General features: G+C 73.6%; 25 protein-coding genes and 1 pseudogene. 9 read left to right on the forward strand and 17 right to left on the reverse strand.

The window, feature by feature from the left end:
- Positions 1-85: 85 nt before the first annotated feature.
- On the reverse strand, positions 86-1,426 hold the full coding sequence (locus MTP13_RS02875; RefSeq protein ID WP_243569551.1) for an MFS transporter: 1,341 nt from the start codon (positions 1,424-1,426) through the stop codon (positions 86-88).
- Positions 1,427-1,544: 118 nt separating this feature from the next.
- Between MTP13_RS02875 and MTP13_RS02880 the strand changes: the two genes are divergently transcribed.
- The gene (locus tag MTP13_RS02880; protein ID WP_243569552.1) at positions 1,545-1,919 is read left to right on the forward strand and encodes a winged helix-turn-helix transcriptional regulator; all 375 of its coding nucleotides are present in this window, start codon (positions 1,545-1,547) and stop codon (positions 1,917-1,919) included.
- Positions 1,920-1,977: 58 nt separating this feature from the next.
- On the opposite strand, the gene MTP13_RS02885 is transcribed toward MTP13_RS02880, so the two are convergent.
- Complete coding sequence (locus MTP13_RS02885) at positions 1,978-2,586, reverse strand: class I SAM-dependent methyltransferase (RefSeq protein ID WP_243569553.1); 609 nt, start codon at positions 2,584-2,586, stop codon at positions 1,978-1,980.
- A gap of 52 nt (positions 2,587-2,638) precedes the next feature.
- Here MTP13_RS02885 and MTP13_RS02890 point away from each other — a divergent pair, with 52 nt between their 5' ends.
- Together MTP13_RS02890 and MTP13_RS02895 are read left to right on the forward strand one after the other, a co-directional pair.
- Positions 2,639-3,205, forward strand: a complete 567-nt coding sequence (locus MTP13_RS02890) for a GNAT family N-acetyltransferase (RefSeq protein ID WP_243569554.1) — start codon at positions 2,639-2,641, stop codon at positions 3,203-3,205.
- Positions 3,206-3,305: 100 nt separating this feature from the next.
- Complete coding sequence (locus MTP13_RS02895; RefSeq protein ID WP_243569555.1) at positions 3,306-4,172, forward strand: AraC family transcriptional regulator; 867 nt, start codon at positions 3,306-3,308, stop codon at positions 4,170-4,172.
- A gap of 4 nt (positions 4,173-4,176) precedes the next feature.
- Here MTP13_RS02895 and MTP13_RS02900 read toward each other — a convergent pair whose 3' ends face one another.
- Positions 4,177-4,563: a hypothetical protein gene (locus MTP13_RS02900; protein ID WP_243569556.1), complete on the reverse strand. Its 387-nt coding sequence runs from the start codon at positions 4,561-4,563 to the stop codon at positions 4,177-4,179.
- Positions 4,564-4,701: 138 nt separating this feature from the next.
- Between MTP13_RS02900 and MTP13_RS02905 the strand changes: the two are divergent.
- A pseudogene (locus MTP13_RS02905) lies at positions 4,702-4,821 on the forward strand (AraC family transcriptional regulator); the annotation flags it as partial.
- A gap of 170 nt (positions 4,822-4,991) precedes the next feature.
- Here MTP13_RS02905 and MTP13_RS02910 read toward each other — a convergent pair.
- From MTP13_RS02910 to MTP13_RS02950, 9 genes are all read right to left on the reverse strand, one after another.
- Positions 4,992-6,092: an aminotransferase class V-fold PLP-dependent enzyme gene (locus tag MTP13_RS02910; RefSeq protein WP_243569557.1), complete on the reverse strand. Its 1,101-nt coding sequence runs from the start codon at positions 6,090-6,092 to the stop codon at positions 4,992-4,994.
- A complete protein-coding gene (locus MTP13_RS02915; RefSeq protein ID WP_243569558.1) occupies positions 6,089-6,499 on the reverse strand; it encodes a RidA family protein in 411 nt (136 codons plus the stop codon). Before MTP13_RS02915 ends, MTP13_RS02910 begins: the two co-directional genes overlap by 4 nt.
- Entirely contained in the window at positions 6,496-7,548 is a 1,053-nt protein-coding gene (locus MTP13_RS02920; RefSeq protein WP_243569559.1) for a quinone oxidoreductase family protein, read from the reverse strand. Before MTP13_RS02920 ends, MTP13_RS02915 begins: the two co-directional genes overlap by 4 nt.
- Positions 7,545-8,894, reverse strand: a complete 1,350-nt coding sequence (locus MTP13_RS02925) for an MFS transporter (RefSeq protein ID WP_243569560.1) — start codon at positions 8,892-8,894, stop codon at positions 7,545-7,547. The genes MTP13_RS02920 and MTP13_RS02925 overlap by 4 nt, the downstream gene beginning before the upstream one ends.
- 113 nt (positions 8,895-9,007) lie before the next feature.
- Positions 9,008-9,826, reverse strand: a complete 819-nt coding sequence (locus tag MTP13_RS02930; RefSeq protein WP_243569561.1) for an acetoacetate decarboxylase family protein — start codon at positions 9,824-9,826, stop codon at positions 9,008-9,010.
- Positions 9,823-10,854, reverse strand: a complete 1,032-nt coding sequence (locus MTP13_RS02935; protein WP_243569562.1) for an alpha-ketoacid dehydrogenase subunit beta — start codon at positions 10,852-10,854, stop codon at positions 9,823-9,825. The genes MTP13_RS02930 and MTP13_RS02935 overlap by 4 nt, the downstream gene beginning before the upstream one ends.
- Entirely contained in the window at positions 10,847-11,800 is a 954-nt protein-coding gene (locus tag MTP13_RS02940; protein WP_243569563.1) for a thiamine pyrophosphate-dependent dehydrogenase E1 component subunit alpha, read from the reverse strand. Before MTP13_RS02940 ends, MTP13_RS02935 begins: the two co-directional genes overlap by 8 nt.
- Positions 11,797-12,627 (reverse strand): IclR family transcriptional regulator, encoded by an 831-nt coding sequence (locus MTP13_RS02945; RefSeq protein ID WP_243569564.1) that lies wholly within the window; start codon positions 12,625-12,627, stop codon positions 11,797-11,799. Before MTP13_RS02945 ends, MTP13_RS02940 begins: the two co-directional genes overlap by 4 nt.
- A complete protein-coding gene (locus MTP13_RS02950) occupies positions 12,624-13,865 on the reverse strand; it encodes a M20 family metallopeptidase (RefSeq protein WP_243569565.1) in 1,242 nt (413 codons plus the stop codon). The genes MTP13_RS02945 and MTP13_RS02950 overlap by 4 nt, the downstream gene beginning before the upstream one ends.
- A 137-nt stretch (positions 13,866-14,002) precedes the next feature.
- Here MTP13_RS02950 and MTP13_RS02955 point away from each other — a divergent pair, with 137 nt between their 5' ends.
- Positions 14,003-15,355 (forward strand): aspartate aminotransferase family protein, encoded by a 1,353-nt coding sequence (locus MTP13_RS02955; RefSeq protein WP_243569566.1) that lies wholly within the window; start codon positions 14,003-14,005, stop codon positions 15,353-15,355.
- The gene (locus tag MTP13_RS02960; RefSeq protein ID WP_243569567.1) at positions 15,352-16,134 is read left to right on the forward strand and encodes an SDR family NAD(P)-dependent oxidoreductase; all 783 of its coding nucleotides are present in this window, start codon (positions 15,352-15,354) and stop codon (positions 16,132-16,134) included. The genes MTP13_RS02955 and MTP13_RS02960 overlap by 4 nt, the downstream gene beginning before the upstream one ends.
- Positions 16,135-16,149: 15 nt before the next feature.
- Here MTP13_RS02960 and MTP13_RS02965 read toward each other — a convergent pair whose 3' ends face one another.
- The 5 genes from MTP13_RS02965 to MTP13_RS02985 all read right to left on the reverse strand — a co-directional run bounded on the left by MTP13_RS02965 (position 16,150) and on the right by MTP13_RS02985 (position 20,646).
- A complete protein-coding gene (locus MTP13_RS02965) occupies positions 16,150-16,890 on the reverse strand; it encodes an alpha/beta fold hydrolase (RefSeq protein ID WP_243569568.1) in 741 nt (246 codons plus the stop codon).
- Between the two features lie 16 nt (positions 16,891-16,906).
- Positions 16,907-17,509: a TetR/AcrR family transcriptional regulator gene (locus MTP13_RS02970; RefSeq protein ID WP_243569569.1), complete on the reverse strand. Its 603-nt coding sequence runs from the start codon at positions 17,507-17,509 to the stop codon at positions 16,907-16,909.
- Between the two features lie 73 nt (positions 17,510-17,582).
- Positions 17,583-18,515, reverse strand: coding sequence for a GlxA family transcriptional regulator (locus MTP13_RS02975; RefSeq protein WP_243569570.1), 933 nt, complete (start codon positions 18,513-18,515; stop codon positions 17,583-17,585).
- On the reverse strand, positions 18,512-19,090 hold the full coding sequence (locus MTP13_RS02980; RefSeq protein WP_243569571.1) for a cysteine hydrolase family protein: 579 nt from the start codon (positions 19,088-19,090) through the stop codon (positions 18,512-18,514). The genes MTP13_RS02975 and MTP13_RS02980 overlap by 4 nt, the downstream gene beginning before the upstream one ends.
- Before the next feature lie 140 nt (positions 19,091-19,230).
- A complete protein-coding gene (locus MTP13_RS02985) occupies positions 19,231-20,646 on the reverse strand; it encodes an MFS transporter (protein ID WP_243569572.1) in 1,416 nt (471 codons plus the stop codon).
- A 105-nt stretch (positions 20,647-20,751) separates the two neighbouring features.
- On the opposite strand from MTP13_RS02985, the gene soxR reads away from it, so the two are divergent.
- From soxR to MTP13_RS03000, 3 genes are all read left to right on the forward strand, one after another.
- Entirely contained in the window at positions 20,752-21,192 is a 441-nt protein-coding gene (soxR, locus tag MTP13_RS02990) for a redox-sensitive transcriptional activator SoxR (RefSeq protein ID WP_243569573.1), read from the forward strand.
- A 112-nt stretch (positions 21,193-21,304) separates the two neighbouring features.
- Entirely contained in the window at positions 21,305-21,601 is a 297-nt protein-coding gene (locus MTP13_RS02995) for a DUF1330 domain-containing protein (protein WP_243569574.1), read from the forward strand.
- Between the two features lie 154 nt (positions 21,602-21,755).
- Complete coding sequence (locus tag MTP13_RS03000) at positions 21,756-23,033, forward strand: MFS transporter (RefSeq protein WP_243569575.1); 1,278 nt, start codon at positions 21,756-21,758, stop codon at positions 23,031-23,033.
- The last annotated feature ends 10 nt before the right edge of the window (positions 23,034-23,043 follow it).

Below are 23,043 nucleotides of genomic sequence, written 5' to 3' on the forward strand. Positions count from 1 at the left end.
TTTCCGTCAACCACCCGACAGAATTCGCCGGGAAAAACATCCATCTCTTTGTGAAAACCTTCCGGACGTGGTCGGTCCGGCCGGTTCACCGCCGGCGGCGCAGCTCCGGCAGCACCGCCACGGCGCCCACCACGATCGCCGCGACAAGCACCGCGATGGCGAATCCGCCCGTCGCGAGCGCGGCGGCGATCGTGCCGAACACGGCGATGCCGAGCCCCGAACCGAGGGCGAAGCCGATCTCCTGGATCGCCCCGACCTGCCCCGCCTGATCCTCGGTGGTCGCCTCGAAGAGGGCGGTCGCCGCGAGCGTCCCGGCGATGCCGAAGCCGAGGCCCACGAGCACGAGCGGAGCCGCGATGAACCCCGGGTCGCTCGCGAGCCAGCCGAGGCCGGCCGCCTGCACGAGCAGGGCGAGCACCGTGAGGGTGTTCGCCGGGAGCCAGCGGAGCAGCAGCGGCGTGACGACCCCGCCCGCTGCGATCGCGGCGGCCTGCGGCAGCAGGGCGAGCCCGGCCTCCGCGGCGCTCGCGCCCCGGGTGTCCTGAAGTTGCAGGCTGACGAGCAGCACCGCTGCCGCGGAGGCGCCCGCGCTCACGAGGATGCGGGTGATCGCCGGCGAGAACCCCGCGAGGCCGAACAGCCGCACGTCGATGAGCGGCTCGCGCAGCCGCCGCTGCCGCACGATGAAGAAGACGAGGCTCGCAACGGCCACCGCACCGGCGACGATCGCGACGATCGGGGCGGCGACCGCTTCGTGCAGCGCGAGCACCAGACCGCCGAGCGCGAGCATCGAGGCGAGGATGCTCGGCACATCCCAGCCCGGCCGGACGCTGCTTCGCGAGTCGGGCACCAGCCAGGCCGCGAGCACGATGGCGATGATCGCGAGCGGCACGCTGCCGAGGAAGAGCCACCGCCAGCCCGGCCCCTCGGCGAGCGCGCCGCCGAGCACCGGCCCGAGCGCGTTGCCCACACCGAAGGTCGCGGTCCAGAGCCCGTAGGCGACCACGCGATCCCGCCCGGCGTAGCGGGCGCCGATCGTGGCGACCACGCCCGCGATCACGAAGGCCTCCGCGATGCCGAGCAGCGCTCGCGCCCCGATGAGCATCGCGCCACCGGTGGCGAGGCCGCCGGCCAGGTTCAGGATGGCGAAGCCCGCCAGTCCGATGAGGATGATCCGCTTGCGGCCGAACGCGTCGCCGATCCTCGCCGCGATGATGAGCGTCGCCGCCATCGCGAGCGAGTAGCTGTCGACGAGCCAGAGCGCCTCGGTGTCGCCGAGCGAGAGCTCGGCGCGGATCGCGGGCAGCGCCGTCGCGGCACTGCTGATCGCGAGCGAACCGATCAGGATGCCGAGCAGCATCGGCACCATCGCGGCCCAGCGGCGGATCGAGGAACGGGAGTCGGAACGGGCCGGGGAGAGGGTCACTCGACCATTCTGTGGAGTACGGTACGAAGGGACAAGTACGGACATTCTCGTCAGGTAGTGACGGTTTGGATACTATGGGCGCGAGGAGTCATCCCGTTCCCGACCGGAGGTGCAGTCGATGCGAGAGAAGACCGAACGCGTCATCCGCGAGTGGACCGACTCCTGCGACGCGGAGGTCTCGATCGCCGTGCTGGGCGGCGCGTGGAAGCCGAGCATCCTGAGCCTGCTGGCTCGGCACGGCGTGCTCCGCTTCGGCGAGCTCGGCCGGCTGCTCGACAATCCCACTGCGCGCGTGCTGACGCGCCAGCTGCGCGAACTGGAACAGGACGGCCTCGTCGTCCGCACCGTGTACCAGCAGGTGCCGCCGAAGGTCGAGTACCGGCTGAGCGAGCTCGGCGAGAGCGCCGGCCCGCTCGTCGAGGCGTTGACCCAATGGGGCGGGCAGTACGCGGCGCAGCAGCGCGCGGGACTCACGGCGGCGCCCGTGGGCTGACGCGGTCGGCGCCGACCCCGGCGTCGACGTGCTGGCGATGCCGGATCAGCTGCGGTCGCTAGCGCACTCCGGTGCGACGGGCGAGGATGAGTCCTTGCCGGCGCACGCCGGGGTCGGTCCTGGCCTGCGCCCCGGTGACGGTGAACCCCGCGTCCTCGACCCGCGCCGCGAGGAGGGCGAGCGGCCAGAAGTAGGCCGTTGTCACGGCATGCGGGAACGCCTCGAGTTCGGGGCCCTCGAAGAACCCCAGCGCGAGCGAACCGCCCGGCGCGAGCGCTCGCGCGAACTCCTCGAACGCGACGTCGATGGCGTCGGGGTGGGTGTGGATCAGGGAGAACCAGGCCAGGATGCCGCCGAGGCTCCCGTCGTCGACGCCGAGCATCTCGGCCCGTCCGAGACGGAACCGCTCGGCCGGGTGCCGCAGCCGGGCGGCGGCGACGAACTCCGGCGTCGGGTCGACGCCCTCGATGTCGAGCCCGTGCTCGGCGAGGAAGGCGGTCCACTGGCCCGGGCCGCAGCCGACGTCGAGCGCCGGACCGGTGACGCCGCCCGCCCAGGCGAGCAGGGCCCGGCGGTCGGCTTCGGCCGCCGCGTCGATGCCGCCGAAGGCGTCGAGGTACTCCGCCGACCTCGCGCCGTACGCCGCACTCACTGCTTCGACCGTCACGCGAGGACTCTACCGGCGGCGGCCTCCGCACTGGCCGTGCCACGATACTCGGATGGCCCTTCCAACACCGACCCTCGCGACCGCGCGGTTGCGACTGCGCCCGTTCTCGGAGGCTGACGGAGCCGAGCTGTTCGCACTGATGAGCGACGCGGACGTGTTGCGGTACTGGGATTCCCCGCCCTGGACCGACCGGTCGGCCGTCGGGCCGTTCCTCGAACGATGCCGGAAGGCGGCGGAGGACGGCAGCGGCGCGCGCGTCGTGATCGAGCACGCCGACTCCGGAGCATTCCTCGGCTGGTGCACGTTCAACAGTTGGGACCCGGACTTCCGCAGCGCCTCGCTCGGCTACTGCCTCGCCGAGCGGGCGTGGAGCCAGGGCTACGCCACCGAGGCCGCGGGCGGCGTCCTCGCCTGGGCGTTCGATGTGCTGGATCTGAACCGGGTCCAATCCGAGACCGACACGCGCAACCTCGCCTCAGCGCGGGTGCTGGAGAAGCTGGGGTTCCGCCGGGAGGGCACCCTGCGCGAGGACTGCATCGTCAACGGCGTCGTCTCCGACTCGTGGGTTTACGGCCTGCTGCGGCGCGAGTGGGAAGCCGGGCAGGCGACCTCCCACTGACCGGCGCAGCGCGCCGAGGGCGGTCGCCCGATCGAACCGGACCGCGGAAGTCGGGTCCCGATCCATGGCGACGAGCAGGCTGGAGGGCGAAGGAGGAGCCGTGATCGCGACGCTCAACCGCGTGGTCGAACTCGTCGAGCAGACGCTCGACGGGCCGACCGAGCTGACCGCGCTCGCGCGGCAGGCGGGCACCACCGAGTACCACCTGCGTCGGATGTTCTCGTCGCTGGCGGGGATGCCGCTGTCGGAGTACGTCCGGCGGCGCCGGATGACGCTCGCCGCGGCCGACGTGCTCGGCGACGGTGAGCTGCTCGGGATCGCGGTGCGGTACGGCTACGGCTCGACGGAGGCGTTCGGCCGGGCGTTCCGCGCGGTGCACGGCGCGTCCCCGGCCGAGGTGCGCCGCGGCGGCGGCCCCCTTCGCACACAACCACAGCTCAGGTTCCGCCTGACCGTCGAAGGGAGCGCCCAGATGGACACCCGAATCACCGACCGCCCCGCGTTCACGCTCGCCGGCCATGCCGCCCGCGTGCCGCTCATCCATGAGGGGGTCAACCCGCACATCCAGGCCCACATCGCCGCGATCGACCCGAGCGAGCACGCCCGGCTGAAGCGGCTCGGCGACACCGAGCCGCGAGGGCTGCTCCAGGTGAGCGCCGACGTCGACCCGGACGCCCGCGAGGGCGCACCGCTCACGTATCTGCACGGCGTCGCGCTCGCGGACACCGCCGCAGCGCCCGACGACCTCGACACGATCGAGGTCCCGGCCGGCGAGTGGGCGGTGTTCCGCGTCGCCGGCGAGTACCCGGCCGCGCTGCAGGCGGCGTGGGCCGCAACGGCGACGGACTGGTTCCCGTCGAACCCGTGGCGGCTCCGCCCCGGGCCGTCGATCGTCGCCGTGCTCGACCGCTCGGACGACTTCGCCACGGCGACGTGCGAGCTGTGGCTCCCGGTCGAGCGCGCCTGAGTGCTCAGATCGTCATCATGAAGAGCCCGAAGGCTGCCGCAGACAGGAGGATCAGGCCACCGCCGACAATGAGGCCGACCCGGAGAACCCGGAAGCCGGTGCCGACAGCGATCGCAATGCACACGCCAGTAACCATCAGCCACACGAAGATGCAGGCCGCGATCGCAAGCCTGACCCCGCCCTGAGCCTCCTCGAGCTGGGCAGATCGCTGAGCATCACCGCTTGGTCCGCTGAACGTGAGGACTTCATCGAAGCTCAACGCACAAAGCGCAAGGAGGTAGCACATCACGAGCGCGCCGAGGACGCCGACGATGGCGATCCATATCGCTCCCGACGTGCGAGGACCCAGCACCGCGGTGGTGCCACTGCCGGCGTCGTGCGCGTCTGACATGCGCCGAGCCTAGCTCGGGCCGCCGACGGCGGGCTCAGCGCGAGGAGGAGAAGTACCTGCTCCGACATCCACCGCCGCAGTGGTAGCAGGCTGGCGCACATCGACCTTGTAGCCAGTCATCAGCTCGCCGCGGATGGCGCTCGTCAGGCGGCGTGGGCCGCGACGGCCACGGACTGGTTCCCGTCGAACCCGTGGCGGCTCCGCCCCGGAACGTCGATCCTCGCCGTGCTCGATCGCTCGGACGACGAGCGCGCCTGAGTGCCGCCCGCCTCACCTTGCCTCACCCTCCCTCACCTCACACAACTCAGGAACGCCTCTCGGTGAGCCCCGGAATCACGGGGCTCGCCGGATCCACGACCGGCATAACCGCCAGATGTTCCTGAGTTGTGCGACGAGGGCGGAGGAGAGCGCTCGGCCTCGCGGCGCCGTCAGGCGGCCCGGATGGCGGCCAGCACCCGTTCGATGTCGCGGACGTCGTTGAAGCCGTGCACGCCGATGCGGAGGCGATCGCCCGTCACGCGCGCGCGCACGTCCGTTTCGGCGAGGCGGGCGGCGAGCCGCTCGGGGCGCGCGACCCGCACGACCCGGATGTGCGAACCGGTGCCGGCCCGCACGGGGACCGCGCCGAGCTCGACGGCCTCGCGTTCGAAGAGCTCGGCGAGTTCGAGCGCGCGCTCCTCGATCGCAGCCGGATCGAGCCGGGCGAGGAGGCCGAGCGCCGCCTCCGCCCCGATCCAGGAGAGCCACGCCTGCGAGGTGTCGCACCGCGCGAGCCCGCCGCCGAGCTGCGGCCGACCGCCGAACAGCCCCTCGGCGCCCTCGGCCGTCTTCCAGCCCGGCGCGATGGCGTGCAGCTGCGCCGCCGCCTGCGGAGCCGCCACGAGCCACGCCGCGCCGCGCGGCGCGAGCATCCACTTGTAGCCGTGCACCGCGAGGTAGTCGGGCGCCGCCGGGATCGGCGAACGGAGCACGCCGAGGCTCTGCGTGGCGTTCACGAACAGTTCGGCACCGACCTCGCTCGCGCGCTCCCGCAGCGCCGCGAGGTCGATCCGTTCCCCGTCGAGCGTGGTCGTCTCGGACACCGCGACGAGCGAGACGCCCGACCGGATCCGCTCGAGCAGCGCATCGCTGCGACTCCCGCCCGCCTCGACCGGCACCAGCTCGACCGGCCGGCGGGGGTCGCGGTCCGCCTCGGCGATGAAGGGCAGCAGCAGGCTCTGGAACTCGTCGGCGGCGAGCAGCGCGACGCCCGCGGGTCGGAACCGGGCGACGGTTGCGGCGGCCTCGGCCAGCGAGCCGAGGGTCGCGACCGACTCGCGCGGCACGCCGCACCAGCCCGCGAACCGCACCCTGGCGCGATCGGCGGCCGCGTCCCAGTCGTTCCAGTCGAAATCCCCGGACAGCTGCCCGTCGACGGCGCGCCGGAGCGCGGCCGCGACCGGCGCCGCCGCCGGGGCGGAGCCGGGGGTGTCGAGCCAGGCCCAGCGCTCCAGCGCCGGGAAGCTCGCGCGGAACTCCTCCGGCGTCATCGCGGGACCGCGACCACGGCCTCGATCTCGACGAGCAGCTCGGGGGCGGCGAGCTCGGCCGCCACGAACGCCGAGTGCGCGGGGTACGCGCCGTCCGGGTACCAACGGCCGAAGACCTCGGTGCGGACCCCCGCGAACTCCCGGAAGCTCCCCTCGCCCGCGACGATCGTGAAGAGCTTCACGATGTGGGCGGGCGTCGCGCCGAGCTCGTCGAGCAGGAGTTCGAGATTGCGGAAGACCTGTGCCGTCTGCGCGGCGCAGCCACCGGCGGCGAGCACGCCGTCGCGGTCCTGCCCCACCTGCCCCGAGAGATACACCAGGCGGTGGTCGTCCGGCACGACCGTGTAGTGCCGGAACGGCCCGATCGGCGCGGCGAGCGCGTCGGGGTTCCCTCCGGAAACGATCATGGCCGTTCCCCTCCTTCGTCGAGCGTTCCGGGCATTCGGAACACGGTCTTGCCGAGCGTCCGTCCGTCGGCGCTCGCGCGCATCGCGGCCGGGGCCTCGTCGAGCGGGTGCACCGCGTCGACGACGGGCCGGATCCCATGCTCGCGCACGAAGGCGAGCGCGTCACGGAACTCCTCCGCGCTGCCCACGGAGGTGCCCCGCAGGCTCAGCTGACGGAAGAACAGCTCGCGCAGCGAGATCCGGATCTCCGCGCCCGTCGTCGCGCCGAGGGTCACGACCCGCCCGCCGGGGCGCAACGTGCCGAGCGCCGCCGGCACGCTCGCGGCGCCGACCGTGTCGACGACGAGGTCGACCAGTGGCAGGCGGACCCCGCCGAGTTCGTCGCTCGGCACGGCGGCGGCGGCACCGCGGTCGAGCGCGAAGGCGCGCTTCTCGGCCGAGCGGCTGGTCACGGTGACGCGGGCCCCCGCGGCGAGCGCGAGGTCCAGCGCGAGGAGGCCCACCCCGCTGCCGATGCCGGGGATGAGCAGGTGCTCCCCCGCGGTCAGTTCGCCGACGGTGAAGAGCGCCCGGTACGCGGTGACCGCGGCGAGCCCGAGAGCACCGGCCTCGGGACCCGAGAGGTGCGCCGGGACGGCATGGGCGTTCCCCGCCGGCACGGCGACGAACTCCGCGAAGGTCCCGGGTGCGCGGCCGCCGAGCAGATCCGGGTGCTCCGGCACCCGGGCGCGCTCCGGCCAGTTCAGGGTGGGGTCGAGCAGCACCCGGTCGCCGAGCGCCGGCCCGTCGCCTCCGCGCCCCGGCCGGGCGGCGGGCCCGAGGCCCACCACCCGGCCGACCGCGTCGGCGCCGAGGATCCGCGCCGGCTCCGAGCCGTCGCGCCGTTCCGCGGTGAAGAGCTCGTGCCGGTTCAGGCCCGCGTACTCGACGGCGAGCAGCACCTGCCCCGCCGCAGGCGTCGGAGCCGGCATCCACGCGACGCGCAGACCGTCGAGCCCCGGCGCCCCGCCGTGCACGAGCGCCTGCATGCCGGCATCCGCGCCCGTCATGCGCCCGCCGCGGGGATCGCGCCGGTGCGCAGCTCGGCGTGCTTGGTCTCCGGAGTGAACAGGGCGGCGATCAGGCTGATGACCGCACCGCCCACGAGGTACCAGGAGGGCGACCAGCTCGAGCCGGTCGCCGTGACGAGGGCCTGCGCGACGAGCGGGCCGAGGCCGCCGAAGAGCACCACGCCGAGGTTGTAGCCGACCGCGAGTCCGCTGTACCGCTGCGCGGTCGGGAAGAGCTCGGCGAAGAGCGCCGGCTGGGCCGCGAGCATCATCGCGTCGCCGACGAGGATGAGTCCGATGCCGAGGATCGCGAGGCCGAGCTGCTGCGTGTGCAGCAGCAGGAAGCCGATCGGGGTGGTGACGATCACGAGCGCGGCGCCCCAGCGGATGAACGGACGCCGGCCGAACCGGTCGCACGCCTTGGCGAAGGCGAGCACCAGCACGACGAGCACGAGCATCGAGACGAGGCCGATGTTGCGCGCCTCGGTGTCGGCGAAGCCGAGCTGGCCCGCGAAGAACGTCGGCCCCCAGACGAGCAGCACGTAGGTGCACATGGTGGGCGAGGCGACGAGTCCCGCGACGAGCAGCACCGAACGCCAGTTCTCGCGCAGCACGCGGGTCAGCGGCGAGCGCCCCGCCCGGCGGCCGTCGGATGCCTCGGCCTCGGCCTTCGCCTCGGTGAACTCCGCGGGGTCGGCGAGCCGGAGGCGCATGTACAGCCCGATCAGGCCGAGCGGGAGCGCGACCAGGAACGGGATGCGCCAGCCCCACTCGAGCACGGCTTCCGGGCTCATCGAGGTGGTGATGAAGAGGGAGGTGAGCGCCGCCACGAACATGCCGAGCACGATCGTGATGGTCTGGAAGCTGCCGTACCAGGCGCGCTTGCCCGCGGGCGCGGTCTCGATGATGTACGTCACCGCGCCCATCCACTCGCCGCCGGCCGAGAGCCCCTGCACCAGGCGCAGCAGGAAGATCAGGATCGGGGCGAGGACGCCGATGCTCGCGTACGGCGGCACGAGGCCCATGAGCGCGGTCGCGATCGAGATCATCAGGATGATCGCCGACAGCGCGGCCTTGCGGCCGAGCCGGTCGCCGACGAGGCCGAACAGCACCCCGCCGAGCGGGCGGATGATGAAGCTGATGCCGAAGACGAGGAAGGTCGTGAGCAGCGCGACGGCCGGATCCTCCTGGGGGAAGAAGAGCGCCGCGAAGACGGCGGCGAAGTAGCCGTACAAGACGAATTCGTACCACTCGAGGAAGTTGCCGATGCAGGCGGCGACGATCGCGCGCATCTGCGACGGCTGCAGGCCCTTCTCGCGGGTGTTGCGGGGGTGCGTGACAGTCATCGTGAGCTCCTTTGCCGTTCGGTGACGCGGGGGATGGATCGGGTGACGCGGGGGATGAATCGGGTGACGCGGGCGGATCGGGGCGGTGGATGCCGGGTGGTGCTGCGGTGGCGTTACGGCAGGTGCTGCGCGTGCGGCGGCACCGGGGTCCAGCTCGGGCGGCCGAGCGGCACGGGCGGGTCCACGTCGGCGAGGTACCGGCCGTAGCCGATGTCGAGCACGGCGCGGCCGTAGGCGGCCGTCGCGGGCCCGGTCGGGGCGAAGACGTGCAGGGGGTCGGCCTCGCTCGCGCCCCAGGCGAAGTCGGCGGCGCCCGTGCGGGCGGGGCTGAGGGCGGCGAGGCTCCAGGGGATCTCGACGAGCTTGCAGAGGTCGTAGCCCGTGCCCTCCGCGCTCGGGATCGCCTTGACCGTGCAGTGCCGGGCGAACCAGTCGGGGGCGGGGACGTCCTGCGAGTCGAGCCCGAGCGCCACCTCCCCCGCGACGAGTTCCTCGCCGAGGGCGGAGACGATCGCGAAGGCGATCCGGTCGTCGTGCTCGTCGAGCCGCACCGCGCGAGCCTGCTTCTTGGGCAGCCCGAACAGCTCGCGGCCGAGGATGCCGTGGTTCAGGCCTTCGACGAACGTCTCGACCGCGTAGGCGCCGTCGGCGCCGCCGCCGTATCCGGCGCAGCGCAGCGAGACGCCGCCCTGCAGGTAGTCCGGGCGACGCTCCACGCCGTCGGACGAGGCGAACTCCGCGCCGATGAACTGGGCGACCCAGAGCGCCACGGTCGGCGAGTCCGGCACGCCCAGCCCGGCGGGCAGGAACCGGGCGGCGACGGCGGCGTCGATCGGCGCCTCCACGGTCAGCCAGCGCACCTCGACGCGCTCGGTGCCTGGCGTGAAGAGCGGGGCGAAGACCGGCATGGCGACCGCCGCGGCGGCGCTCATCGCGCACCCGCCGGCATGGCTTCGACCCGGCCGGCCGGCACGTCGTGCGCGACTCGGCGGATGGCCCCGAGGATGTCCTCGTCGCCCGGCAGCACTCGGGCGGCCAGCTGCACCGCCGCCGGGATCCGCGTCTCCAGCGCGCCGATCCGCACCGGCGGCGAGGTGAGCTGGACGCCGCTCTCCACGACGCGGGAGACCACTTCGGCGCCCACCCCGCCGGTCGTGTGCGCCTCGTGCACCACGAGCAGCCGGCCCGTCCGCTGCACGCTCGCGAGGATGCTGTCGAGATCGAGCGGGCGGATCCACCGGGCGTCGATCACCTCGGCGTCGATGCCCTCGGCCGCGGCGCGCTCGGCCGCGGCGAGCACCCGGTGCTGCATCGCGCCCCAGGTGACGACGGTGAGGTCCGACCCCGAGCGGCGCAGGCCGACGCCGCCGACCGCCTGCACCGGACCGCCGATCCGCACCGGTTGCTTGGCGCCGTGGTAGAGCGTGCGGTTCTCGATCACGATCGTCGGGTCGTCGCTCCAGATGGCGCTGAGCAGCAGGTCGTAGGCGTCCTGGTTCGTGGTCGGCATGCAGACGCGGATCCCGGGGATGTGGGCGAACAGCGCCTCCAGCGACTGCGAGTGCTGGGCGCAGGCGCCCGGGGCGTTGCCCTGCTGGGTGCGCACCGTCAGCGGAGCGGCGAGCGCGCCCCGCGAGACGTACCGCACGTTGGCCGCCTGGTTCACGATCTGGTCGAACGCGACGAGGGCGAAGTCGGCCCACATGATCTCGACGATCGGCCGCCGGCCGAACATCGCGGAGCCGACCGCGCCGCCGAGGATCGCCGATTCGGAGATCGGGGTGTCGAACACCCGCTCGCCGAACTTGCGGCGCAGGCCCTTGGTGACGCCGAACACGCCGCCGGGGATCGCCACGTCCTCGCCGAAGAGCAGCGTCTCGGGGCGCTCCTCGAGCGCCCGCGAGAGTGCCGCGTTCACGCTCTCCGCGTAGGACAGGGTCTTCTCGATGATCTCAGGCATAGACGTGCTCCTCGACGGTGGCGGGGTCTGCGAGCGGGGCGGAGAGCGCGGCCTGGGCGGCGCGATCGACCTCGTCGACCACGCGCTGGCGCAGTGCCGCCAGCTCCGTGTCGCCGACGCCGGCCGCTCGGGCCATCCGCTCGGCTCTCGCGATGGGCTCGGCCGCGATGGCGGCGTCGAGCTCGCCCGCCGGCCGGTAGTGCTGGACGTCGCCGATGTAGTGGCCGACGATGCGTTGGGTCATCGCCTCGAGCAGCACCGGACCGGCGCCGTTCCTGCACCGCTCGACGGCGTCGGCGACGGCGTCCCGGACCGCGTCCGGGTCGTTCCCGTCGAAGCGCACGCCGGCCATGCCGTACGCGGAGGCGCGGCGGAAGAACTGGTCGTTGCGCACTACGTCGCGCGTCGGGGTGAGCTCGGAGTACGTGTTGTTCTCGACGAGGAAGATCACCGGCAGCGTCATCGCCGCGGCGAAGTTCATGGCCTCGTGCACGGCGCCCTGGTTCATCGCGCCCTCGCCGAAGGATGCCAGGGCGACCCGGCCGCTCCCGTCGAAGCGGCCGGCGAGCGCCGCCCCGCACGCGATCGGCGCGCCCGCGCCGACGATCGAGTTCTCGCCGTACATCCCGTAGCCGGGAGCCGTGAAGTAGGCGGAGCCGCCTCGGCCGCCGCTGATGCCGCTGGCCCGGCCGAGCAGCTCGGCGAGCACGGCCTCCGGCGGGACGCCGCAGGCGATCGCCCAGCCGTGCCCCCGGTAGGTCGGGAACACGGCGTCGCGGCCGAGGTCGAGCGCGCGGACCGCGCCCGTGTAGATCGCCTCCTGGCCGTTGCAGAGGTGCACCGAGCCGACGATGTCCTCGCTCAGCCGCAGGCGGCTGATCGTCTCCTCGGTCTCGCGGATGCGGTGCATCACCTCGAGCGAGGCGAGCAGCGTGTCCTGGCTCATGCGGTCTCCTTCCGGTCTCCGGCCGCACGGGCGGCCTCGTGGACTGCGGCGGGCGCGCGCAGGCGCCCGGAGGCGAGCAAGGAGCTCGCCAGGCTGGCGGCTTCCCCGACCGCGGCGACGAGCTGCGGCCGCGTGCGGGTGAATCGCTCAGCGGGGGCGGACACCGTGAACGACCCCGCCGGGGCGCCGTCGGGCGCGAAGTACGGCGCCGAGACGCAGCGCATGCCCTCGGCGAACTCCTCCTCGTCGACGGCGTAGCCCTGGCTGCGCACCCGCGCCAGCTCCATGAGGAGGCCGTCGAGGTCGGTCACGGTGCGCGGCGTGAGCCGGGTCAGCGTCACCCCGGCGAACAGCGTCTCCACCTGCTCGACGGGGAGGTGGGCGAGGATCGACTTGCAGGACGCCCTGGCGTGCATGTCGCCCGTGTAGCCGACCTCGAGCCCGCCGACGCTGAGCGTGTGGGTGCTCGTGAGGAAGTGCCGCAGCAGCACCGCGCCGCCGGTCCACTCCGCGATGAAGGCGGTCTCGCCCGTCGCGTTGAACAGCCGGGTGAGGATGACCGAGAGCTCCGGGGCGATCTCCGAGTGCCGTTGCAGGGCCCGCCCGAGGGCGAAGCCGTGCGGGCCGAGCTCATAGCGACCGCCCTCGCCGCGGATGACGTAGCCGTCCGCCTCGAGCGTGCGCAGCACGTGGTAGCAGACGCCGAGCGAGAGCCCGCGTTCGGCGGCGAGCTGCTTCGCGGTGGCGGGCCCGGCGTTCACGAGGTGCTCGAAGACGGCCATGCCCCGGCTGAGCGTCGTCAGGATCTCCGGCTTCGCGGCGGTCACGGCAGCACCCGCAGGGCCTGAGCGATCGTGCGGGCCGCGCGCAGCAGCTCCGTCTCGGCCACGGACTCGTTCGCGGTGTGCGCGAGCGAGGTGTCCCCCGGGCCGAACACGAGGGTGGGCACGCCGAGCGCGGCGTACTGGCCGGCGTCGTTGCCCGCCGTGAATCCGCGGAGCTCGGCTGCGCCGTCGACGAACTCCAGTGCACGCACGAAGGCCCGCGCGAGCTCGCCCGATTCGGAGGTCTCCCAGCCCGGATACGGCGCCCCGAGCCACTCGATCCGGTGCGGATGCCCGAGCTCGTGCGGGTCGTCGCGGACGGCCGAGGCGAGCGCGGCCGAGAACTCCGCTCGGGCGCGCTCGGGGTCTTCGCCGGGCTTCAGCCCGATCCGTCCGGTCATGCGGGCGCGCTCCGGCACGGATGCCTGGTACTCGCCGGCCTCGAGGAGGCCGATGTTGAACGGGATGCCGGTGGGCACGTCGGCGAAGCGGGGGTGGGCGAACCCGCCGGAGCGCGCGGCCGCGGTGGCGATCAGCGCGTCCCGGAGCACGAGCAGTCGCGCGAGCGCGTCGACGCCGAGCCAGGGCGCCGAGGAGTGCGCGGCGACGCCCGCCGCCTCGACGCGGAAGAACTGGAGCCCCGTGCACGCGGTGACGAGGGCGTTGCCCGTCGGCTCGAGCACGACGGCCGCGTCGGGCGGTTCGGCGAGGGAGAGCACGAGCCGGGTGCCGACCCCGGTGCGTTCCTCCCCGATCACGAGGTGGACGACGGGGACATGGCGGAGCGGCTCGGCGCGTTCGCGGAGCACCTCGAGCGCGATCAGGGCGGCGGCGATGCCGCCCTTCATGTCGACCGTCCCGCGTCCGTGCACGCGCCCGCCCTCGCGGACGCCGCCGAAGGGCGGATGCGCCCAGGCGGCGTGATCCCCCTCGGGGACGACGTCGAGGTGGCCGTTGAAGACGATCGTCCGCTGACCGGGCTGCGGGCGGCCGAGCGGGTAACCGATCACGTTCGCCCGGTCGGCGACACGCTCTTCGCCCGCGGCGAGCCCGGTGCCGGCGAGGGGCTGGAGCTCGACGTCCCAGCCGTGCGCGCGCATCCAGTCGGCGAAGAAGTCCGCGACGGCGCGCTCGGCACCGGTCACGCTCGGCCGCCGGACGGCGTCGGCGAGGAGCGCGGCGATGGCCTCGCCGTGCGCCGCGATCTCCTCATCGAGACCGCGCGACTCCTCTGCTGTCATGCTGGCTTCCCTCTCTGGTCTGGATCATCATGGGGGCGCTCCCGGACCTCATCGATATTCCGAACAAGCTTTTCGATTATCTGAAATATCGCCGCTTCGGCCCCGTCCGCCGACACCCTCGGCCCTACCGTGGGCGCATGACGAACGCGCAGCCCAGCCCGCCCGCAGCCGAGGGGCCCACGCTCCTCGAGCGCCACCGCGCCGTGATGCCCGACTGGATGTCCCTGTACTACGACGAGCCGCTGGAGCTCGTCTCGGGCCGCGGCCGCACGGTGCTCGGCAGCGACGGCCGGGAGTACCTGGACTGCTTCGGCGGGCTGCTCGCGACCATGGTCGGGCACGATGTCCCCGAGATCACCGAGGCGATCCGCCGCCAGTCCTCGCGCATCCTGCACTCCTCGACGCTGTACCTGCTGAGCGGCCAGGTGCGGCTCGCCGAGCGGCTGGCCGCTGCGAGCCGGATGGCCGACCCTCGCGTGTTCTTCGTGAACTCGGGGACCGAGGCGGTCGAGGCCGCCCTCCTGGTCGCGACGGCGCACGCGTCGAGCAACCAGGTGCTCGCGCTGCGCGGCAGCTACCACGGCCGCAGCTTCGGCACGGTCGCGACGACCGGCATCCGCGCCTGGTCCGCGACCGGCTTCAGCCCGCTGCAGGTGAGCTACCTGCACAGCGGCTACCGGTACCGCAGCCCGTTCCGCGACCTCGACGACGCCCGCTTCGTCGACGCCTGCATCGAGGAGATGCGCACCATCATCGAGACGAGCACGAGCGGCCGCGTCGCGGCGATGCTCGTCGAGCCCGTGCAGGGCGCCGGCGGCTTCGCCGAACCGCCGCCCGGCTTCTTCCAGCGCACGAAGGCGGTGCTCGACGAGTACGGCATCCCGCTCATCTCCGACGAGGTGCAGACGGCGTGGGGCCGCACGGGGCGCGGGCCGTTCGGCATCCATGCGCACGGCGTCGTGCCGCAGCTGCTGACCCTCGCGAAGGGCATCGCGAACGGGCTGCCGATCGGCGCCGTCGTCGCCGAGGCGGAGATCATGAACAGCCTGCCGGCGAACAGCATCTCGACGGCGGGCGGCAACCCGGTGGTCATGGCGGCGGCCAACGCGACCCTCGACTACATCGAGGAGCGCGGCCTGATCGAGCAGGCGGACCGCATGGGCGAGGTCCTGCAGCACGGGCTCCGTGCCATCGCGGCCGACTCGCAGGGACTCGTCGGGGAGGTCCGCGGTGCCGGCCTGATGATCGGCGTCGAGCTCGTCGAACCGGGCACGACCGAGCCCGCGCCGGCGCTCGCGGTCGCGGCGGTGCAGCGGGCCCGGGAGCTCGGCCTCCTGATCGGTCGCGGCGGCCTCTACGGGAACGTGCTGCGGGTCACCCCGCCGATGACGATCACGGCCGAGGAGGCGGCACGGGCCCTCGAACTGCTCGGCGAGACGATCCGCTCACTCGCGTCGGAACGCCTCGGCGCACCCGTTCCGGTCGCATGACCGGCGAACGGCGGCGCGTCCTCGTCACGGGCGGTGCCCGGGGGCTCGGCCGTGCCTTCGCCGAGCACCTCGCCGGTGCCGGCTGGGACGTCGCGGTGCTGGACCTCGACCTCGACGGGTACCGCGAGTTCCCCGAGGAGCCGTTCACAGCCCCCGTGGTCGACGCACTGCGCGAACTCGGGGCGGACGCGGTCGGCTTCGAGGCGAGCGTGACCGACGCGGCCGCGCTCGACTCGGTCGCCGCCGAGCTCCGGGCCCGGTGGGGCTCGCTCGACGGCCTCGTCTGCAACGCCGGCGGCGGATCCGGCGAGCTCGACGGCAACCGGGCGTCGGAGGTCTCGGTCGCCGATCTCGGCGAGATGCTGGAGCGCAACCTTCTGGGCACCGTCCGCACCGTGCAGGCGCATCTCGGGCTGCTCCGCGCGACGCCCGGCGGCGCGATCGTGACCATGTCCTCGCTCAACGGGGTGGAGCCGACGGAGCACGGCGGCTACGCCCACTACGGGGTCGCGAAGGCGGCCGTGGCCCACTACTCGCGCTATCTGGCGAAGGACCTGGGGTCCGAGGGCATCCGGGTCAACTGCATCGCGCCCGGCCCGATCGCGACGGGCCGCCTGCTCCGCCGCATGGCGGAGCGTCCCGAGGCCAACGCGAACGTGCGGAACGCCCTCGGCCGGGTGGGCACGCCGGCCGACGTGGCGCCGCTCGTGCGCTTCCTGCTGGAGCCCGGGTCCGAGTACCTCACCGGCCAGGTGCTCCGCATCGACGGCGGGCTGTGACTCCCGGAGCGCTCGCTAGCCCTCGGCCAGCCAGCGCTCCAGCCGCCGCGCGAACCAGTCGGGCCGCTGGAGCGGGATGCCGTGGCCGCAGCTCTCCACGATCTCCAGCTCGCTGCCCGGCAGGGCCTCGGCCAGGCGGCGGGCGGAACGACGCATGACCGCGCGCTCCTTCGCACCGGCCAGTATGAGGGCGCGACCGGGGAAGGCCGCCCAGCCGGGTGGCACCGTGAAGCGGAGGTTCTCACCGACGGCCGCGAGGAGCGTCGCGCGCGAGACGCCCGCCGAGGTGCGCAGGTAGTCGTCGAGCAGGGACGCCGGGACGAACAGCTCCCGCGCCTGCAGTGTCGCGAACCAGCGCCGTCGCGCGAGCGGTGCGGTCACGCCGAGCAGTCCGAGGATGAAGCCGGGCGCCGGGGTCGGCTCGGCCTGCGCGCTGACCACGGCGACGCGATCGACGAGCTCGGGCCGCTCGGCGGCGAGGAGCGCCGCGAGCTGCGCCCCCAGCGAGAAGCCCACCACCGCGACGGGCCCGTCGGCATGCCGCTCGATCAGCTCGGCCAGCTCGCGCACCGTCTGCGCGTGCGAGACGTAGGGCGTCGCCGAGCTGCGGTCGTGGCCGGGCAGGTCCGGCACGATCAGCGTGGGCTCGGAGCGGAGCTCGGCGATCGCGGGTCGCCACATCCACCCGCCCACGCCGCCGCCGTGCAGGAGGAGCACCGTCCGATCGCTTCGTCCGTTCGTCACGCTCGCGTACATGCCGGCCCCCTCCACGTCACGCGCCGGGCGCCGGCGCGCCCGCCCGCTCGAATCCGGCCACCATCGTCGCGAGCACGGAGATCGCTCCGCCGAGCTGCGCCGGGCTCAGCGGACCGAGCCGTTTCGCCGCCGAGAGCAGACCGATCGTCGCGCACGAGAGGGCGAGGGCGAGCTGCTCGGCGTCGACCGCCGAGCTGAACGCGCCCCGCTTCTGGAGCTGGCGGATCCACTCGGCGGTGCCCTCGAAGTGCACCCGGAAGCGATCGTCGCTCACCGCGTCGGCGTGGGTGCCGAGCACCCCTTCGTCGTCGAGGTACGCGGCGGTCATCAGCGGGTCGCCGAGCAGGGCCCGGATCGTCGCGCGGTAGCCCTCGCTGAGCAGGGGCTGCTCGCCGAGCTCCTGCTCGACCCTGGCCCGCATGCGCTCGGCGCCCCGGCCGAGCAGCGCCTCGCGGAGCTCGTGCTTGCTCGCGAACTCGCGATAGACGGCGCCCTTGGCGATGCCGGCGCGTTCGGCGACCGAGGCGACGCTCATCGCATCGAATCCACGGTCGAGCACGAGCTGCTCTGCGGCGTCGAGGATGCGCTCGCGGCGGTGCGGGACGAGTGGTCGTGGCATGGCTGCGGCTCCGTTTCCGACGTTGTGACCAGATTAGCACTCCTGGTCACAACGTCGCCCGGCAGGCCCGAGGTCATCCCGCCGAGGCCACCGCCACCGGCTGGCCCGCGGCCCGCATCCGCCGCAGCATCCGCGCGTCTTCGAAGCCGACCTCCCGCGCGGCCGCGTCCGCGGTGTATCCCTGCGCCATCAGATGCTCGGCCCGCTCTCGGCGCAGCAGCTGCTGGTACCGCAGCGGGGTGAGACCGGTGGCCGCGGAGAACGCGCGCGTCACGGTGCGCGGGCTCGCGTGCACGCCCTCCGCGAGCTCGGCGAGCGGCAGCGGCTGGTCGAAGGACCGGTCGATGAGGTCCTGCACGCGGTGCACGAGCTCGTCGACGTGCGAGCGGTGCCGCAGCAGTGCGCTGAGCTGCGCCGCGTCGCCGTTGCGGCGCGCGTAGACGACCATCTCCCGCGCGACCCGGGCGGCGAGAGCGGGCCCGTGGCGCTGCGCCAGCAGGAAGAGGGCGAGGTCGATCCCGCTCGCGATCCCGGCCGAGCTGAGCACGCGGTCGTCGTCGACGTAGAGGACGTCGTGGATGACCCGGGCGCCCGGGTTCCGGCGCTGCAGCTCGTGCTGGATGTCGTGGTGCGTCGTGCAGCGCCGGCCCTCGAGCAGCCCGGCGCGGCCGAGGGCGAAGGCACCCGAGCACACGCTCACCACGGTGCCGCCGCGCTCATGGTGCCCGCGGATCCAGCGCAGGGTCGCCTCGGCGAAGGCGCCGCTGCCCGGTTCGAGCGGGGCGCGCCAGCCGGGGACGACGAGGAGGTCCGCCGGGTCGAGCTCGGGTCGCTCGACGGCGGCCTCGAGCATCAGCCCGTGCCCGGAGGGGATCCTCGCGGTCTCGGCGACATAGTCGAGGCGGTAGTCCGCGCCGGCCGAGGCGGCCGTCGCGAACACCTGCGCCGGCCCGGCGAGATCCAGCAGGATCACGCCGGGCGCGAGCAGGAAGACGACGCGGGTCACGCCGGGACCGCCACCCCCGCGAGCTGCTCGGTCGTCACGATCTCCGCGAAGCCGCGGCCGCCGAGGATCGACGCCGTGCGCGCCATCAGCTGCTCGCCGGAGATCTCCTGGTACCCCTCGCCCGCGCGGATCGGGGAGGTCGTCGTGGCGTCGATGACGAACTGGACCTCGTAGCCGAGGTCGCTCGCGACGCGGGCGGTCGTCTCGCAGCACTGCTCGGCGCGGATGCCGCAGACGACGAGTCGGCGGATGCCGGCGACCGTCAGCTGCTGCTGCAGATTCGTCGACGTGAACGCGTTGATCGAGGTCTTCGTCACCCGCGGCTCGTCGGCGCCCGGCTGCAGCTCGTCCATCACCCGCACGAAGCCCAGCGCCGGGTCGAACACGTGACCGGTGCCGGGCTCCGCGTGGGTGACCCACACGATCAGGTCACCGGCTTCGCGGGCCCGCTCGACGAGCCGGACGACGTTCGGCACGGCCCGGGGGTTGGCCGTCGCCGCCCAGTCGTCGGCGCGCTGGCGGAACGATTCCTGCACATCGATGACGAGCAGGGCGGTGTCGGAACGAGCGGTCATGGAACCATCCTGCGCTCCGCGGGCGCCTCCGACGAGGGCCGAACCGGCCACGACTCGGTACGATCCGGTCACCAGCGCACCAGGCGCTTCGACCAGCTCAGCGAACCGGTTCGTGGTTCCACGAGCTGGTCGAGGGGTGCTCATTCCCCCGCCGCGCCGCGGCCGATGCCCCGCCCGGCCCCTCGGGCGGCCAGCATGCCGAGCACGCTGACGGCCGCGAAGACGAGCATGAGCAGCTGCGCCGCGCGCACGAGATCGGGCGCGGCCAGGTTCACGAGCACCCCGGCGAGCGCGGCCGCGAACGCGCTCGCGATGAGCAGCACCGTGTTGACGGCCGCGGCGGCCTTCGCCCCCTCCTCCTCGCCGCTCGTGCTGCCGAGCGCCGCGACGGTGAGGTGCGGGAAGCCGAGCCCGATGCCCGCCCCCGCGACGAACAGGGTGACGAACCAGAGCACGATCACCGCCAGCGAGGGCTCGTCGTGCTGCAGCAGGCCGTACGCCGCGAGACCGGCGGCGAGCACGAGGGGGCCGACGAGGATGAGCGCCCGGCGTGCGGTCGCCGTGGTGGCGTTCGCGGTGACCACCTGGGTCAGCGACCAGCCGAGCGAGAGCGCCGCGCCGAGCAGCCCGGCGGTGAAGGGGATGAGGCCGCCGACCTCCTGGCCGAACAGCGGGATGAACGCCTCGGTGCCGATGCCGAAGGCGAGCACCGCGACAGTGAGGTAGACCCAGCGCAGCGAGGAGCTCCGTGCGAACGTCACCCTGGGCAGGATGCCGTTGCCGGTGCGCCGCTCGTGGGCGACGAAGCCCACGGCGAGCGCCGCACCTGCGAGCAGCACGACCGCGGTCCAGACGCCGGCGGGCAGGATGCTGGCGACGCCGACCGCGCCGACGGCGCCCGCGAGCAGGAGGAGCGAGGCCCACGGCAGGGCGTCGCTCGACGGCGAGGTCGCCGTGCGGGGCATCCAGCGGAGCACGACGAGGGCGATCAGGGCCGAGACGATGGCGAGCAGGGCGAAGGCCCAGCGCCACGCGTCGATCTGCGCGAAGCCCCCGCCGACGACGGGGCCGACGATGTTGCCGACGCCCCACATGGCCGAGACGAGTGCGGCGGCCCGGGCCCAGAGCCGTTCGGGCAGGGCGCGCTGGATGAGCGCGTAGCCGAGTCCGGCGAGCAGGCCGCCGCCGAGGCCTTGCACCGCGCGGCCGAGCAGCAGCACGAGCATCGACGGGCTCGCGGCGCAGAGGAGCGAGCCGGCCGCGAACAGGCCCAGCGCGAGCAGGTAGGCCTGCACCGCTCCGCGCCGGGTGAGCACGCGGCTCACGAGCATGGAGCTGACGACCGAGGCGAGCAGGAACACCGTCATCGTCCACGCGTAGAACTCGGCCCCGCCGATCTCGGCGACGATCGTCGGCAGCAGGCTGGTGGTGAGGTAGACGTTGCTCGCCTCGAGCAGCACGCCGCCGGCGAGGACGGCGGCGATCGGTGCGTACCGGCTGCCGAGGAGTTCGCGCCACGTCCCGGTGGCGGTCGAGTCCTGGTCGATCTCGGTCATGGTCCGTCCTTCGTGTCGAGGGGCGGATGCCGCGGCATCCGAGCGCCGATGCGACGCCGCGGGCCACGGTAATACCTCGAGTAAACTTGAGGTCAAGGAGGTGCCATGTCCCTGGAACCCGACGACCTGCTCGCGATCGGCGAGGTCTCCCGACGCACCGGCGTGCCCGCCTCGGCGCTGCACTTCTACGAGCAGCTCGGGCTCATCGCCTCGACCCGCACCGCCGGCAATCAGCGCCGCTACCCGCGGCACATGCTCCGGCGCATCTCCCTGATCGTCGTGGCGAAGCGGCTCGGCATCCCGCTCGGCGACGTGCAGGAGCTGTTCGCCGGGCTCCCGCTCGACCACGCGCCGTCGCAGCAGGACTGGCGACGGCTCGCCAAGATCTGGCGCGCGGAGCTCGACGCCCGGCGCACGCAGCTCGAGCACCTGCAGCGCGAGCTCACCGGCTGCATCGGCTGCGGATGCCTCTCGCTGAAGGCCTGCCGGCTGCTGAACCCCGACGACGCCCTGAGCGCCGACGGCCCCGGCCCACGACGCATCTGACGCCGCCTCGGGGCCGACCGGGCGGAATCGGTCGGCCCGGGGCGCGGCCGGCGCGGCACGATCCGGTCACCGCCGCCGGACGGCGCCCGCAGTCCAGGTGGAGCATCGGCGTATGCCGGTCTACTGGGTCAACACCTTCACGAGCATCCGCGACGAGCGGCGGCTGCGCGACTACGCCGAGCTCGCCGGGCCCGCCATGCTCGCGGCCGGGGGCCGCTTCCTCGCCCGCGGAGAGCCGCTCGCGGTGCTCGAGGGCGAAGCCGCCCTGCGCACGACCGTGATCGAGTTCCCCGACCTCGAGTCCGCGGTCCGGGCCTACCGCTCGGACGACTACCAGGCGGCGCTCCGCGTCCTCGGCGACGCGGCGAGCCGAGAGATCCGCATCGTCGACGGCGTCCAGGAGGGCTGACCGGCTCCGCGCCGCCCGCACGATGCGGTCGAGATCGCGACGGACGCCGCCCGCACGATCCGGTCGGAACCGGCGCCCGGCCCCGCCGAGGCGGGCCCCACGCCCCGTCCGATTTCCGCCGGAGCAGCGCCGCCCAGGGTGGTGGGGTGGGGGCATGCAGCTCACCCGCCAACGCGTCCCGCTCCCCTCCGGCTTCAGTCGACTGTCCTGGGCGAGCGTCCTCACCCAGCTCGCCGAACAGCTCGTGCTCGTGGCTGCACCGCTGCTCGCCGTGCTCGCGCTCGGCGTGGGCGCGGCGGAGACCGCGCTGCTGCAGGTGGCGCAGACGCTGCCGTTCCTCCTGCTCGCGGTGCCGTTCGGGCTGCTCGTGGACCGGGCCGCCCCGCGGCGCGTGCTGCTCGGCTCCGAGGCCCTGCGGACGGCGACGCTCGCGGCCGTCGTCGTACTGCTCCTCCTCGAGTCGCTGACCTTCCCGGCCCTGCTCGCACTCGGCTTCGTCGGCGCCGTCGGCACGATGGGCCTGAGCGTCGCCGTCCCCGCCTCCGTGCCTCGGCTCGTGGCGCGCGAGCAGCTCGTCCCGGCGAACCGCTGGCTCGAGCTCGGCCGGAGCGCGGCGTTCATCTCGGGGCCCGTGCTCGGCGGCGCGGCCGTGGCCGCCGGAGGAGCCACGACCGCGTTCGTCGCCGCGACGATCGCCTGCGGGGCGGCGCTCGCCCTCCTCGCGACGACGCGAGTGCCGCGCGGTGACGTCGCGCCGCGCAGCCACCCCTGGCGTGAGGTCGGCGAGGGCCTGCGCTTCGTCTTCACCGAGCCGCTGCTGCGGGCGATGATCGTCACCTCGCTCCTGTTCAACGTCGGCTGGTTCCTGCTGCAGTCCGTCTTCGTCGTCTACGCGCTCGAGCGTCTCGGCATGACGCCGGAACTCATCGGGGTGGCACTCGGCGCGTTCGGCGTCGGCATGGTGCTCGGCGCACTGAGCGCGGGCTGGCTGTCGACGCGCGTCCCGCTGGGCCGGATGGCGCTGTTCGGGCCGCTGGGCGGCTTCGCTGCCGCGCTGCTCATCGCGGCGACGCTCTGGTTCCCCCTTCCGCCCCTCGCCGTGCTCTCCTACTTCCTCTTCGGGCTCGGCCCGGTGCTCTGGGCGATCGGCACCACCGCGCTGCGGCAGGCGGTCACACCGACCCGGATGATCGGCCGGGTCTCCAGCGTGCTCGTCGTCGCCACCTACGGCGCCCGTCCGATCGGCGCCGGCCTCGGCGCCGCGCTCGCCGCCACGACCGGCATCGACTGGTGCGTCGCGGGGTGCGCGGTGCTGTTCGCCGCGCAGCTGCTCTACGTGCTGCGCTCCCGGCTTCCCCGGGTGCGCGAGCTCCCCGAGCCGGGCGGCGACGCCGCGGGCGCCGATCCCGCGGCCCGGGTGGCGGCCGAGTGACCGCGGGGAT

Origin of the sequence: Agromyces soli (assembly GCF_022811605.1) — a bacterium.
Taxonomy (GTDB): Bacteria; Actinomycetota; Actinomycetes; order Actinomycetales; family Microbacteriaceae; genus Agromyces; species Agromyces soli.

Coding starts and splice junctions, on each gene's coding strand:
- MTP13_RS02880 (WP_243569552.1), top strand. CDS start 1,545: ATGCGAGAGAAGACCGAACGCGTCATCCGCGAGTGGACCGACTCCTGC.
- MTP13_RS02890 (WP_243569554.1), top strand. CDS start 2,639: ATGGCCCTTCCAACACCGACCCTCGCGACCGCGCGGTTGCGACTGCGC.
- MTP13_RS02900 (WP_243569556.1), bottom strand. CDS start 4,563: ATGTCAGACGCGCACGACGCCGGCAGTGGCACCACCGCGGTGCTGGGT.
- MTP13_RS02910 (WP_243569557.1), bottom strand. CDS start 6,092: ATGACGCCGGAGGAGTTCCGCGCGAGCTTCCCGGCGCTGGAGCGCTGG.
- MTP13_RS02915 (WP_243569558.1), bottom strand. CDS start 6,499: ATGATCGTTTCCGGAGGGAACCCCGACGCGCTCGCCGCGCCGATCGGG.
- MTP13_RS02920 (WP_243569559.1), bottom strand. CDS start 7,548: ATGACGGGCGCGGATGCCGGCATGCAGGCGCTCGTGCACGGCGGGGCG.
- MTP13_RS02925 (WP_243569560.1), bottom strand. CDS start 8,894: ATGACTGTCACGCACCCCCGCAACACCCGCGAGAAGGGCCTGCAGCCG.
- MTP13_RS02930 (WP_243569561.1), bottom strand. CDS start 9,826: ATGAGCGCCGCCGCGGCGGTCGCCATGCCGGTCTTCGCCCCGCTCTTC.
- MTP13_RS02935 (WP_243569562.1), bottom strand. CDS start 10,854: ATGCCTGAGATCATCGAGAAGACCCTGTCCTACGCGGAGAGCGTGAAC.
- MTP13_RS02940 (WP_243569563.1), bottom strand. CDS start 11,800: ATGAGCCAGGACACGCTGCTCGCCTCGCTCGAGGTGATGCACCGCATC.
- MTP13_RS02950 (WP_243569565.1), bottom strand. CDS start 13,865: ATGACAGCAGAGGAGTCGCGCGGTCTCGATGAGGAGATCGCGGCGCAC.
- MTP13_RS02955 (WP_243569566.1), top strand. CDS start 14,003: ATGACGAACGCGCAGCCCAGCCCGCCCGCAGCCGAGGGGCCCACGCTC.
- MTP13_RS02960 (WP_243569567.1), top strand. CDS start 15,352: ATGACCGGCGAACGGCGGCGCGTCCTCGTCACGGGCGGTGCCCGGGGG.
- MTP13_RS02965 (WP_243569568.1), bottom strand. CDS start 16,890: ATGTACGCGAGCGTGACGAACGGACGAAGCGATCGGACGGTGCTCCTC.
- MTP13_RS02970 (WP_243569569.1), bottom strand. CDS start 17,509: ATGCCACGACCACTCGTCCCGCACCGCCGCGAGCGCATCCTCGACGCC.
- MTP13_RS02980 (WP_243569571.1), bottom strand. CDS start 19,090: ATGACCGCTCGTTCCGACACCGCCCTGCTCGTCATCGATGTGCAGGAA.
- MTP13_RS02985 (WP_243569572.1), bottom strand. CDS start 20,646: ATGACCGAGATCGACCAGGACTCGACCGCCACCGGGACGTGGCGCGAA.
- soxR (WP_243569573.1), top strand. CDS start 20,752: ATGTCCCTGGAACCCGACGACCTGCTCGCGATCGGCGAGGTCTCCCGA.
- MTP13_RS02995 (WP_243569574.1), top strand. CDS start 21,305: ATGCCGGTCTACTGGGTCAACACCTTCACGAGCATCCGCGACGAGCGG.
- MTP13_RS03000 (WP_243569575.1), top strand. CDS start 21,756: ATGCAGCTCACCCGCCAACGCGTCCCGCTCCCCTCCGGCTTCAGTCGA.